A 13,541-nucleotide genomic window follows, 5' to 3' on the forward strand; every position below is an offset into this window, starting at 1 on the left:
AGGAGGAGAGTCATGAATTCTCTTAAGGCAGATATGTATAAATTTTACTGGGAAAAAAGAGGAATACTTCCTAGTTTGTTGATAGGATTATTGATTTTGTTATTCTCCTTATTTTTTAAGTCATCGAATGAAGATGAACCAGCATTTCGAGTATTAATTTCCAATGTGAGTGGTTTTATTCCTTTGCTTTTCATCTCAGCTAATTTATTTTTCTGGGGAGAAGATTATAGTTTCCGTACAATCAATATTCTGCTCACAAAAGAAAAACAACGTTGGAAGTTATTTTTATATAAAACTTTGGGAACCATTTGTTTGTCTTTCCTGTATGTGACTATTTTTTATAGCTTAACAGCTCTTGTCTATTTGGAGGGAGACTTGGTGTTGATTGTTTCGACATTTTTACACCAGCTTCCATACTATCTCGTCATTATTAGTATCTCCTTATTGATTTTTCAAATATTTGATAAGGTTTATGAATCATGTATGATTTACACACTCTACATTTTACTGTTTGATAACCTATTGGTTTACGTTCTTCCAAATTACGGTGAGAGTGTGAAGGACTATTTGTTCATGACTTTAAATTTGAAAGCATCACCAGATATCGGTCATTTTACCCTTATAAACGTATGCTATCCTATAGTGGTAAGTCTAGCAGTAATTGTCCTTGCCTTGGCTGTATTTAGCAAAAAAGAATTTAAATAGGAGGACTAGTGATGAAAAAAATAGGAATCGTAATTGGGCTGTTGTTATTGATTGTAGTAGCTGGAATTTTATTATCCTTAAAAAGAGGGGAAACGACAGTCAGTGTAAAACAATCATGGACTCTTTCTGCTAAAAGTATTAAGACGTTAGAGTTTTATGGCTCAAAGCAAGCAATTGATCTTAAAGTTGTTAAGAGTGACTCAGATGAAACAACTGTTCAAATAGAAGGAAAAGTTTCCGAAGAATCAGTGAATAACATATCTAAAAATGTTAAGATAAGTTCAGATAGTCTATATATTCCGTTTTCGCAACATGGATTTAATTTGGCACTGAGTTCACAAGGAAAAGACAAATTATATGTGACCATTTCTTTAGGAAAAAATGCAACTTTCGAAAAAATTTTTGTAGATACACTTGTTGGTGATGTATCTATTACAGTTCCTGAAGACTTTGATGGAATCTATACTTTGCATACAAACAATACAGGAGAAGTTTTAAAGGTTCCTACTACAAATCAAACTTCAAACAGCATCATTGAGGTTGATGGCTATAGTAAGATAAGTGTTGAAAAAGGAGAAAATGATGGTTAGTCACTATAAACAAGCAACTATGCTGGATTGTGTAAAGACAATCATTTCTTACTATTTCCTAAAACGAATCATGTAGATAATTTAAAACATTCAGCTTTTGTAGCGGAACTAGTATTTTCAAAATTAGAAAAATCCTGTCATTTTGACAGGATTTTTTCTTACATAAAGGCTAGGATTCGAAGATAATCGAAAACCAGTGCCATTTCTGCTAGGAAAAAGAGAAATAGGATGCTTCCGTTGACTAGAAAGGCTAAGAGAAGGCGATAGAAGGAGTCTGTTTGACTTTCCTTACTCGGCTTCGAGATAGTATAGAGGTTGGCAAGAAGTACCAGACCAATGCTAATGAGGCAGAGAAGGATGGCAAACTTGAGACTGTTAAAGAATGCGAAGAAACTAGCCAGACCTGTCAAAAGGATAGGAATAGCGAAGAGTCTGGTGTACTCTTGAAAAGTTTTCTCGAGTGTCCAGTTATTATTTTGATCGACAAAACGTTTGACTACAAATCCACCCATGAGGATAGAGAAGAAGAACAAACTTGTCGCTACCAAGATGGAGAAGATAGAAAAGAGATTCAGTGAAGGGAAATGCTGGAGAGTTTTAGAGTCAATAGCTGCCATATGGCCGTAGTAGTTATGCTTGATATGATAAATCGTACAGAAGAAACTAAGAGCAGAAAAGATGGTCAGCAGGGCAAAGGCATTATAGCTATGTTTTTTATCTGTATCAAGTCTTGCTGTAGGCTCTTTAAGGGCCCCTTGTAACCAAACCCAAAAGTCAGCTAGTTCTTCTTTGAAAATTGCCGTTTTTGTAGGTACAGGGTCTGGTAAAAAAGGACTTTCCAAAGATTTGCTAGGCTGAGAAGCTTCTTTAACAGGCTCTTCTGACTGTTCTGTCTTTGTTGTCGGTTCTTCTAGTTCTTCTGCCTCTACTTTTTCTAGGTCAGTTTCCTGATTTTCAGGATTGACTTGAAGATTTTCCTCAACTACTTGCGATTCTTCCTTTGTATCTGAATCTTCTTCAAGGAGAACTGAGTCGGATGGGCTATCTTTTTTCTTATTGTCGGCTGTTTTCTCGAAATCAGCACTTTCAAACCATTCTTGTGTCATGATGAGACCTCCCTTTTGATTAGTAACTTTTTATTCATGATGTCTATAAGAAGGCGAGCGAACATCCTCTTTTGGTAGATTGATGTCTCGACCAGCTTTTGCGACAAGTAAATCTTGTGTATCTTTTTTCTCTGAGTTATAAGGATTAGAGAACTCTTCGTCTTCCTTGTTTTCCTCGTTTGGATTATATCCTTCCCGACTGCGATGGTAGATGGAACCATGGTCAGAGGAAAGATTTAGATTGATTCTGTCAAATTCTTTTTGGGTTAGCTCTATGGTCATATCTTTTTCTGCCTCTAATTCCACTCTGCCATGGATTTGGATGTCGTCAGCAGAGATATGTGCATGGTCTGCTTGGATGCGACTATCTGTTAGACTGGTTTCAAATACATTGACAATTCCAGTTGTGATCAGTTGGCTATTTTTAATCTCGCTATCAGTGATACGAAGGAGATATCCATTTGACAGAATCTTGGCATTGCTGATTTTTGCATTGGAAATTGAAAGGATACGATGGTTTACCTGGGCAGTTAGATTTTTTAAGTCCTTTCCTCTTGGTAATGAGAGAACAACTTCATCATTGCGACTAGAAACTCCGCTTACGATATAGAGGATACCCTGGATACTAGAACCAACAGAAGGACGTGTAGTTGACTTGGTGTCGGAAATTTCAAGAGTTTTTTCTTTACTAGAATGTTGAAGATTCTCTTTTTCAGAGATGGTTGGATGATACTGGATGTGAATCTTATCATCGTTTGACTCCGTAATAACTAGAGAATGTTGTGTTAGTGAGATGTTAAGATTTTCGATATCTTGATCAAATGTGAGCTCTTCCATTCGGCTCTCAAAGACTGGATTTTGAGACATTGCAAGGAGGCTTCTGACACCATCGGTTTGGATGCCGATGATCATCATGGTAAAACCGATGATACTGGTAACAACACCAAAGATAAGAAATCCTTTTGTCCATTTACGCATGTCTTTCACCTCTCTTTCCTCTATTGAGAATCCATTGGATAAGTCGAAGGATTAGTATTCCAAAAAAACGGGTCACATAGGAAGTCGCCAGCAAAACTAGGGACGAAGCTCCGATAGCTAGTAAACCTCCGCCAAAAATCAGTACAAAAGCAGATGTAGATTCAGCGAGAACGTAGAAACTTTCAAAAAGGAGGATGGCTCCGAGCACCATTCCAGCTGCGGATACGCCAAAGAAGGCCAACAGTACACTGATCGCTGCGATAAAAATTCCGATGATAGTCATGAGAATTCCAATTGCAACAGGAATTCCGATAGGAGCCGCAAGAAGTGCTAGGATAGCAATTTGTAAAACCTGACGGTTATTCTTACTTGAATTTTCTTCGTTGATTTTTTTATCGAGAAGTGTTGTCAAGATATCATGAGCAGCTTCTTTTGGACTACCGAGGCTAGCCATTAGCTCCTCCTCACCTTCTGGACCAGCATCATCAAAGAGTTCTTTGAAATAGTCCATGGCTTCGATGCGATCAGCTTGAGGAAGCTTCATCAGATAGGCTTCAAGCTGATTCAAATATTCAGTTCTTGTCATGGCGAATGCTCCCTTCTATAATGCCGTTGATAGTGTCAGTGTAGAGTGTCCATTCTTCTCGAAGGACAAATAGTTGCTCCTCTCCGACAGCGGTCAAGGAGTAGTACTTGCGCATCCGACCTTGGTATTCACGAGAGTATGTAGTCAGATAGCGGTTGGTATCCAATTTTTTTAAAATGGGGTAGAGGGTGGATTCCTTGATTTTTGCGATGAGTTTAATGGTTTGACTAATCTCATAACCGTAGGAATCCCCTTGTTCTAGGATGGCCAAGATGAGAAATTCAATCAAGGCCGATGATGTTGGAAAATACATGGGGCACCTCCTTTTTTAGTATATAAAAATTTTATATATAATTATTCTACACATACATCATACATCTATTTGTAAGCCCTGTCAAGCAATATGTATAAAATTTTTACATATAAAAAATCTTCTAGTAAGAACTAGAAGATTAGAGGAAATTTGTGAGAATATTATCTAAATTTTATCGTAGATTTTTTATATTTGATATGATTATCCAATAGCTTCAGTAGAGGAGTTACATATTCAGGATTTGGAAACTTGGGACCGAAAATGACTTCATCGATTTGAATTGAATTTTCACGTTCTACATAAAGTCTGCCTATCCCAGAGGTTTTATCAATTTTGATTTTATCATTACTTGGGTCTAGGTTAGCATAGCGTAAGATACGCAGTTCATTCTCATATTTATAATCTACAGATTTGAACAAGTAACGAATTTCTTCGATACAGTTGGAGATAGCTTTTTTATAAAAGTCATCATCATCATCATTCACTCTCTCATACAATTTTTGTTTTAAATTATTCACAGATTCTTTTAATTTTGTGATTTCATTGCCATCAAATAGTTCTGTTTTTTCTAGTTCAAAGTTTTCACCTGTATTTTTAACATAGGCTATTCTATAGAGATAATCAATATTCCCTTTAGCTACCTTGTCTTTTTTTTCAGGCTGGGGCTGTATCTCTTCAATCCTAGCAGAAAAAGTTGACTCCTTTTTCTTGGATTCGTTTGCTGAGACTTTTAAATCACCACTTAATTCCGACATAGACAAATCAATCTTTTTAATGAACTCTAGGGATGTAGTTTCTCGACGCCATGAAACATCATTGAAAGAAGTAAATCTTGAGAAATCATCTTCCTTAAGTACCAGACAAATACCCTGTGCATCATCGCCGTATTGGGACCACATAGTTAAGTCGTCTGTTTTACTGGTGAAGCTCATTAAAAACCATGGACTAGGATCCAAAATATTTCGCTTTTCGAAGTAGGATGTTCTTTCCCCATCTTTGCTAGGTTCTAATATTTCTTCGATAACTACACCTTCCTCGGGATCGTTCATATAATTGGCATTATACAAACGAGTTTTTCCAGATACGGAAAACTTTGTATCATCGGTATTTCCTGTATCCTGATCTAATAAATTTTGGAGAGTTTTTCCTTTGGTATAATGACCAAATTTAAGATTCGAATCTTTATCTTTTGCTTTCAAGCCAAGTTGATACTTGATTTCTTGAACAATTCTGTAGATATCTATTAACTGATTGAGCTTATTCTCATCATCTTTATAGTGTTTTATCCAATCTTTTAAAATATCGTATTTTGTATTTATAACAAGGTCAAGATTTAAAGCCCGAATTAGTAGTTTTCTGTCCAAATCTTCATTGGAATAAAAACATAGTTTATCTAAAATCTTTGTGAGGCTAGTAGATGGAGTATTGTTTGTATCTAATGGAGTATCAGGATTTTTTTCTAATATTTCCACTACAATTTTAAATATTTCAACGCTAGAGAGATTTGTTAGGATAGCTAATATTTGTTTAACTGTATCGCCTTTTTTAACTCTTTCATTTTGAAGGATTTCTAGATTAAATAAAACCATAGCATATCGTAACGCAATGTCTTCAGATTGCTTAAACTGCTCAAAAATTTGTTTGACTAAATTAGCAGTTTTTAGTAGTTCCTCAGCAATTTCTTGTTTAGCTGACAAATTGACTAAAGCCCTAGCATACTGTAACGCAATGTCCTCAGACTGCTTAAACTGTTCAAAAATTTGTTTGATTGAATTAGCAGTATCGTCTACTTCTTTTATATTTACTTGTTCGACCGACAAATTGAACAAAATCATAGCATATCGTAACGCAATGTCTTCAGACTGTTTAAACTGCTTAAAAATTTGTTTGACTGAATTAACGGTATTTAGTAGTTCCTTAACAATTTCTTGTTTAGCTGACAAATTGACTAGAGCCATAGCATATCGTAACGCAATGTCTTCAGACTGTTTAAACTGCTCAAAAATTTGTTTAACTAAATTAGCGGTATTCTTTCTATCTTCTACATTTATTTGTTCAGCTGATAAATTGACTAAAGCCCTAGCATAATGTAAGGCGATACTTTCCGAGTGCTTGAAGCTCTTAAAAATTTGTTTGACTGAATTAACGGTATTTAGTAGTTCCTTAACAATTTCTTGTTTAGCTGACAAATTGACTAGAGCCATAGCATATCGTAACGCAATGTCCTCAGACTGTTTAAACTGCTCAAAAATTTGTTTAACTAAATTAGCGGTATTCTTTCTATCTTCTACATTTATTTGTTCAGCTGATAAATTGACTAAAGCCATAGCATAATGTAAGGAAATGTTTTCAGAATGTTGAAACTTTAGGGTTAAAGTTTCCATTTCTGAGATAGTTTCTTTATGCTCCTCGGCATCATTTTGTCTGTTTGAAAGATTGTATAAAACCATAGCGTATTGTAACGCAATGTCTTCAGAATCCTTGAACTGCTCAAAAATTTGTTTGACTAAATTAGCAGTGTTCTTTCTCTCCTCTACACTTATTTGTTCAGCTGACAAATTGACTAAAGCCATAGCATACTGTAAGGCAATGTTTTCAGAATGTTGAAACTTTAGGGTTAAAGTTTCTATTTCTGATATGGTTTTTTTACGCTCCTCGGCATCATTTTGTCTGTTTGAAAGATTGTATAAAACCTTAACATACTGTAAGGCAATACTTTCCGAGTACTTGAAGCTATCAAAAATTTGTTTGACTAAATTAGCAGTGTTCAATCGATCCTCAACATTATCTTGTTCAACCGACAAATTGAAAAGAACCATAGCATAACCTAAAGCAATGTCTTCTGATTCATGGTGTTGCTCATAAATTATTTTTGATTTTTTAGCTAGAGCTTCACAGGTAGTCTTATCTGTTTCCTTGGCCGATAAGTCAAGGAGCTTACCTAACTCGGCTATACTTTGTTCCAAATTGTATTTCTGTTCATCCATACTATGCCCTCACTTTGAAATAGTAATTATTGCTAGTTAAAACTAATCTACCTTTTCGTTTCATGATTAGTTTATACATATTTTATTATATCAAAAACCATATTTTTCTCCTAGTATATGTATGATGCTTTTTAAATATATACTCATACAAAAAACCAGACTTAGTCTGGTTTTCAAAGTGTATTTTTTTGTGGCAAATTCTAAAAACTTTTTAGAGGATTTTATCAGCTCGGTCCACTATAAAGACTGAAATAATGATAATGATATCAATAACTAGAAGAGCCAATACCGCTGGAACCCAAGACTGGAAAATGTTAAAACTGTAACCAAAGAGGGCTGGGCCGATGGCTGCCAAAATGTAGCCACCGGTCTGGGCAAGTCCAGACAATTGAGCCGTCTTTTCAGGTGAGCTTGTTTTGATAGAGAAGCAAACCATGAGATAGGGGAAAAGTGCGCTACAGGCAGTACCAATCAAGAGATGAGCTACTAACCAGTAGAGGAAACTATTGCTCGGGTATAAAAGCATAGCAATTGCAAGCATTCCAGCGAGAGAGACGATTGTTAACATGATTTGACGGTGACGATTGGACAAACGAGTCGTTAGACTTGGAATGGTCATGGAGAAGGGGATACTAGTCAGAGAAAAGATAGAAGCTAGAAGTCCGGCATCTGTGTGAGATAAGCCAGCACTGATTGCCATGGTAGGTAACCAGGTCATACTAGTGTAAAAGAGTAAGGATTGGAGACCGCAAAAGATCATAATGGCCCAAACTTGCTTGTTTTTTAAGATATTCTCTTTCTTTTGTTTTTTCTCATTCCCTTTTAGAAAATGATTGTGACTATGGTTAGGTAACCAGACCACCAAAGTTAGTAGGCAGACCAAGGACAAACAGAGAATCAAGCCTTTCCAAGAACTTGCTTGGCTGATGGGTACAGATAGATAGGAAGCAAGAGCCGTTGCAATTCCCATGGAAGTTACATAAATTGTTGTCAGAAAGCCAATCTTTTGTGGGTAGTTGGCTTGAATAAGGCTAGGAAGGAGCACGTTAAAGATCGCAATACTCGCTCCGATGAGTAGGGTTCCCAGATAAAGTAATGGGAGATTAAAGATACGAATCCCGGAGCCTACAGATAAGACGATAAGACTATAGGTGAAAAGGTGCTCAAGTCCAATTTTTTGAGCCAAATGGGTCGCAAAAGAGGAGAAGAGGGCAAACATTAAGAGAGGGAGACTGGTCAAAACACCAAGTGAACTAACTTCCACTCCAAAACCTTGGGCAATATCTCCCAAAACAGTTGGCAAAGCTGTAAAAGGAGCTCTTAAGACCGCTCCGATTAAGATAATTCCTAGAATAAAAAAGAGTGATCGTTTTTTCATGTGAACCTCAATAAACTGATTTTGATAACAGCTTATTTTAAGGCTTTTTCCAATAGATGTCAAGATAGGATGAGGGAATCCGCTAATTAGCTGATCGAAATCATGGGTAAAAAAGAAGGATAGATTTACTAGTTTTTTTCTGGGATTCAAATAAAAATAGGAAAGTCTGAAAAATTGTGATAAAATAGTGAAAGAAAATCTATACATTGGAGAAAAGCTGTGTCTGAAAATCAGAAATTTAGTGTCTTGATGTCAGTCTACATCAAAGAGAATCCAGCCTTTTTGAAAGAGGCTGTGGAGAGTATCTTACATCAAACACTCCAACCAAGCGAAGTGGTCATCGTTGAAGATGGCCCACTGACACCTGAACTATATCAAGTGTTGGAGGAATTGGAAGCACAGTCAAGCATTCCAATCAAACGCTGTCCGCTTGAGCAAAATCGTGGTCTAGGGTTGGCACTTAAGTATGGTGTTACACAGTGCCAATATGATGTCATTGCCCGTATGGATACGGATGATATTGCTGTTGAAGATCGTTTCGAACAACAGTTCGAGTTAATGGGAACAGAAAATTTGGACCTGCTAGGTGGTCATATCGCTGAATTTATCGACCAGCCTGATGAAATTGTATCTTACCGTCGTGTACCGATTAAGCATGAGGATATCATTGTTTACCAACGTATGAGAAGTGCCTTTAATCACATGACAGTTATGTTCAAAAAAGATATGGTGCTCAAGGCGGGTAACTACGAAGATGGACTTTATATGGAAGATGATCTCCTCTGGCTCAATATGATTAGTGCCGGAGCTCGAACTGGGAATGTGGATCAAATCCTTTGTAAGGTGCGCGTGGGAGCAGGGATGTTTGAACGTCGAGGAGGTCTTCGTTATCTCAAACTTTATCGCCAAGCACGTAAAAGAATGTATGAACGTGGGCAGATTTCTTATGGCGAATACCTGAAAAGTGTTTTAATCCAAGTTGTTGTTGCTCTCTGTCCAGGATTTGTACGACAGTTTATCTTTTTAAAACTCCTAAGAAAAAATAAGTAAGAATTAACTGCTAGGATTTTAAAGAAAGATTATAATTTCTAGAAAATGTGATTTTGTGTAGGAGGATACCATTCACATGAATAAAAAAATAACAGATTATGTAATTGATCTGGTTGAAGTATTAAATAAGCAACAGAAACAAATTTTTTGGGGATTTTTTGATATTGCCAGTATGATTTCCTCAATCATTGTTTCTTACATCTTATTTTATGGATTGATTAATCCAACACCAGCAGATTATGTGATTTACACTGCTTTAACTTTCCTTTTCTATCAGATTATGATTAGTTTCTGGGGACTTAACGCTAGTATCAGCCGATATAGCAAAATTACAGATTTCATGAAGATTTTCTTCGGAGTGACTATCAGTAGTATCTTGTCTTATATTATTTGCTACGCTTTCTTACCCCTCTTTTCTGTCCGCTTTATCGTACTCTTTATCCTATTAACAACTTTCTTGATTCTACTTCCTCGTATCACTTGGCAGTTGATTTACTCAAGACGTAAAAAGGGTAATGGAGAAGGAGAACATCGCCGTACCTTCTTGATTGGTGCTGGTGATGGTGGGGCGCTTTTTATGAATAGCTACCAGCATCCTACTAGTGACCTCGAATTGGTCGGGATTCTGGATAGTGACGAAAAGAAAAAAGGCCAAAAGCTAGGGAAAATCCCAGTATTGGGTTCTTATGATGACCTGCCAGAATTGGCTAAGCGCTTTAGAGTTGAAAAAGTGATCGTTGCGATTCCATCATTAGATCCATCTGAATATGAACGCATCCTGCAAATGTGTAACCATATCGGCTTGAAATGCTATAAGATGCCTATGATCGAGTCAGTCGTGCAAGGTATTCAGCCTCCAATTGGTGGTTTCCAGAAAATTGACATTACAGACCTTTTGGGACGTAAAGAGATTCGACTAGACGAATCACGTCTGGGTTCTGAAATTACTGGTAAAACAATCTTGGTGACTGGTGCCGGAGGTTCGATTGGATCAGAAATTTGTCGTCAGGTTAGTCGTTTCAATCCTGAACGTGTCATTTTGTTAGGACATGGGGAAAATTCTATTTACCTGATTTACCATGAATTGATTCGTAAGCACCAAGAGATTGACTTTGTTCCTGTCATTGCCGATATTCAAGATTACGAGCGTCTGCTTCAAGTTTTTGAACAGTACGAACCAGCTATTGTTTACCATGCTGCAGCCCATAAACATGTTCCAATGATGGAGCGCAATCCAAAAGAAGCCTTTAAGAATAATATCCTTGGAACCTATAATGTTGCTAGAGCAGTTGACGCTGCTAGAGTACCAAAAATGGTTATGATTTCGACAGATAAGGCCGTTAATCCACCAAACGTAATGGGAGCAACTAAACGTGTAGCTGAGTTAATTGTGACTGGCTTTAACCAACGTAGCCAATCAACCTACTGTGCGGTTCGTTTCGGTAATGTACTCGGTAGTCGTGGTAGTGTGATTCCTGTCTTTGAACGTCAGATTGCTGAAGGCGGACCTGTTACGGTGACAGACTTCCGAATGACTCGTTACTTTATGACCATTCCAGAAGCTAGTCGTTTGGTGATTCATGCGGGAGCTTATGCAAGAGACGGGGAAGTCTTTATCCTTGATATGGGCAAACCAGTACGCATTTATGATTTGGCTAAGAAAATGGTTCTACTCAGTGGCCATACTGAAAATGAAATTCCAATCGTAGAAGTAGGTATTCGCCCAGGTGAAAAACTATATGAAGAGTTACTTGTATCTACGGAGTTAGTTGAAAACCAAGTTATGGACAAGATTTTTGTTGGTAAAGTAAATGTAATGCCTCTTGAGATGATCAATCAGAAGATTGAAGAATTCCGTACTATGCAGGGTTCTGAATTGAAGAGAGCCATTATCAGCTTTGCAAACGAAACAACTCATGCTGACTAAAATAGATGAGATATTATCCGCGACTTCTTTTATAGAAGGAACAGATAATATCTTTTTTAAAGTCTGGAGTGTTGGTCATGAATGATAAGTTTACTTGTCAGGTTTCAACACATATGATAAAATATAGTCATAAAAGTAAATAGGAGTATTTTATGATTAACGCTTATAAGAATTTTTTTAAAGGCTATGTAGATTTTGCAGGTCGTTCAACACGTTCCGACTATTGGTGGGTTTGGCTTGGAAACATGATCCTCCTTGTCCCTTTTTACTCAGTATATTTTAAGGCACTCGCAAATCCAAGAAATGAGGCGGTTCTTATGGCCTTGGGTGGAATTGCTATTATCTATATGATCTTCGGTATAGCACTTTTCTTACCTGGACTTGCATTGACAGTTCGTCGACTACGTGATGCTGGTTTCCACTGGGCTCTAATCTTTATCATTTTTATTCCCATGGTTGGACCTCTTGCTTTTTTAGTTTTGTTAGCTATGCCAACGAAACAAGTAGAAGTAGTGACCATCAATGAAACTGAAGAAGTTGTAGAAGTTTCACCATTAGAAGAATCAGACAAAAACTAAGAAGTTTAGGTTTTGCAAGTGAAACTGTTTTAGAGTTTTCTTTATATTGTTAAGCAAATATCTAACACTCCCATATCTAAAAATAGATTTGGGAGTGTTCTATAACTGAATAGTTAGTTATATTGATGAAAATAAAAGTCGGGAGTATCTCATGATTAACGCGTATAAGAATTTTTTTAAGAATTATGCAGAGTTCACTGGACGATCAACGCGACCAGATTACTGGTGGGTTTGGCTAGGAAACTTTATCCTTTCTATTCCTTTCTGGATTATCTATTTCTACACTGTATTTCTTAGTGCCGTGATGGATTCGATAGACGATTCAGTGAGCGAAGCGACTTTTATGGTGTTTGGCTTAGTTGTTATTATTTATGCAGTTTTCTACCTAGCAATCTTAGTGCCAACACTAGCTTTGTCGGTTCGCCGTTTGCGTGATGCTGGATTCCACTGGGCCTTTATCTTCCTTCACTTTGTTCCAATGGTCGGACGTTTTGCTCTATTAGTTCTGCTAGCTATGCCAAGTAAGGAAGTAGAAATAGTAACAACCAATAGGCCTAAAGAAGTTGAAAGCGAAGAAGTTTCCCCTTTTGAATAATTGGACGAATATGGGGAATGTCATTCTCCTCATTATGATCAGACAAAAAGCTCCCAAACCTAACTTTTAGGCTGGGAGTCTTTTGTTTAACGTTTTAATTGTAGATGCTGTAAAATGTCTGTTGGGTGGTGAGCAATCCAGTCAGGATGATAGGTCATGAGCTCCGTTTCATCGCCAAATCCCCAAGTAACCGCTAGTTTTTTAATGCCAGTTTCTTGGGCGCCAATCATATCAAACTTGGTGTCTCCGATAATAACCACTTTTTCTGGAGCTAAATCATGTGTTGTTAAAGCTTGACGAATAACATCTGCCTTGTGCAGGGCTTGAGGACTTGAACCATAGATTCCATCAAAGAATTGATTGATCTCAAAGTTGCTGGTCATATCAATTGCAGTTGGTGTATTCTTCGTAGTAGTGATATAGAGTGGGTATTGTTTAGCTAGCTCAGTGAGTAACTCCTTGATTTGTGGAAAGAGCTGGGCTTCGTAAACTCCCTTTTCTTTATAGTAGAAACGATAAAGCTGGATAGCTGTCTCAATTTGATCTGTAGGGAGACAACTAGCGAAACTAGTTTCCAAAGGAGGTCCCATAAAACCACGGATGGTTTTTGCATCTGGACTAGGGACTCCCAGTTGTTCAAAAGTATAGGTGAACCCATTGTGAATACCGACTGAGCTATCTACAAGGGTTCCGTCTAAATCAAAAAAGATGGCTGATAGAGATGACATTGATTCTCCTAGTAATTTTG

The 13,541-nt window shown here is 37.1% G+C and carries 13 protein-coding genes; 6 read left to right on the forward strand and 7 right to left on the reverse strand.

Annotated elements, in window-relative coordinates:
• Positions 1-12 precede the first annotated feature (12 nt).
• The gene (locus ACWPVF_RS00320; protein WP_454384029.1) at positions 13-705 is read left to right on the forward strand and encodes an ABC transporter permease; all 693 of its coding nucleotides are present in this window, start codon (positions 13-15) and stop codon (positions 703-705) included.
• 11 nt (positions 706-716) lie between these two features.
• Positions 717-1,295, forward strand: coding sequence for a hypothetical protein (locus ACWPVF_RS00325; protein WP_454384031.1), 579 nt, complete (start codon positions 717-719; stop codon positions 1,293-1,295).
• Between the two features lie 158 nt (positions 1,296-1,453).
• Here the strand turns inward: ACWPVF_RS00325 and ACWPVF_RS00330 are convergent, their stop codons facing one another.
• From ACWPVF_RS00330 to ACWPVF_RS00355, 6 genes are all read right to left on the reverse strand, one after another.
• Complete coding sequence (locus ACWPVF_RS00330) at positions 1,454-2,401, reverse strand: DUF6574 domain-containing protein (protein WP_454384033.1); 948 nt, start codon at positions 2,399-2,401, stop codon at positions 1,454-1,456.
• Between the two features lie 30 nt (positions 2,402-2,431).
• Positions 2,432-3,379: a DUF4097 family beta strand repeat-containing protein gene (locus tag ACWPVF_RS00335; protein WP_454384035.1), complete on the reverse strand. Its 948-nt coding sequence runs from the start codon at positions 3,377-3,379 to the stop codon at positions 2,432-2,434.
• Positions 3,372-3,965, reverse strand: a complete 594-nt coding sequence (locus ACWPVF_RS00340) for a DUF1700 domain-containing protein (protein WP_454384037.1) — start codon at positions 3,963-3,965, stop codon at positions 3,372-3,374. The genes ACWPVF_RS00335 and ACWPVF_RS00340 overlap by 8 nt, the downstream gene beginning before the upstream one ends.
• On the reverse strand, positions 3,952-4,278 hold the full coding sequence (locus ACWPVF_RS00345) for a PadR family transcriptional regulator (protein WP_454384039.1): 327 nt from the start codon (positions 4,276-4,278) through the stop codon (positions 3,952-3,954). The genes ACWPVF_RS00340 and ACWPVF_RS00345 overlap by 14 nt, the downstream gene beginning before the upstream one ends.
• 161 nt (positions 4,279-4,439) lie before the next feature.
• Positions 4,440-7,265 carry a hypothetical protein gene (locus tag ACWPVF_RS00350; RefSeq protein WP_454384041.1) on the reverse strand — a complete coding sequence of 942 codons (2,826 nt, stop codon included), beginning with the start codon at positions 7,263-7,265 and terminating at the stop codon, positions 4,440-4,442.
• A 211-nt stretch (positions 7,266-7,476) separates the two neighbouring features.
• Positions 7,477-8,643, reverse strand: coding sequence for a CynX/NimT family MFS transporter (locus tag ACWPVF_RS00355; protein ID WP_454384043.1), 1,167 nt, complete (start codon positions 8,641-8,643; stop codon positions 7,477-7,479).
• Positions 8,644-8,862: 219 nt separating this feature from the next.
• On the opposite strand from ACWPVF_RS00355, the gene ACWPVF_RS00360 reads away from it, so the two are divergent.
• The 4 genes from ACWPVF_RS00360 to ACWPVF_RS00375 all read left to right on the forward strand — a co-directional run bounded on the left by ACWPVF_RS00360 (position 8,863) and on the right by ACWPVF_RS00375 (position 12,793).
• Complete coding sequence (locus tag ACWPVF_RS00360) at positions 8,863-9,693, forward strand: glycosyltransferase (RefSeq protein ID WP_454384045.1); 831 nt, start codon at positions 8,863-8,865, stop codon at positions 9,691-9,693.
• Positions 9,694-9,769: 76 nt separating this feature from the next.
• Entirely contained in the window at positions 9,770-11,620 is a 1,851-nt protein-coding gene (locus ACWPVF_RS00365) for a polysaccharide biosynthesis protein (protein ID WP_454384047.1), read from the forward strand.
• A gap of 152 nt (positions 11,621-11,772) precedes the next feature.
• On the forward strand, positions 11,773-12,198 hold the full coding sequence (locus tag ACWPVF_RS00370; protein ID WP_454384049.1) for a DUF805 domain-containing protein: 426 nt from the start codon (positions 11,773-11,775) through the stop codon (positions 12,196-12,198).
• Between the two features lie 151 nt (positions 12,199-12,349).
• Complete coding sequence (locus ACWPVF_RS00375; RefSeq protein ID WP_045613141.1) at positions 12,350-12,793, forward strand: DUF805 domain-containing protein; 444 nt, start codon at positions 12,350-12,352, stop codon at positions 12,791-12,793.
• Positions 12,794-12,879: 86 nt separating this feature from the next.
• Here ACWPVF_RS00375 and ACWPVF_RS00380 read toward each other — a convergent pair whose 3' ends face one another.
• Positions 12,880-13,521, reverse strand: a complete 642-nt coding sequence (locus tag ACWPVF_RS00380) for an HAD hydrolase-like protein (RefSeq protein ID WP_454384052.1) — start codon at positions 13,519-13,521, stop codon at positions 12,880-12,882.
• Between the last annotated feature and the right edge of the window lie 20 nt (positions 13,522-13,541).

It is taken from the genome of Streptococcus sp. Marseille-Q7087 (genome assembly GCF_965111935.1).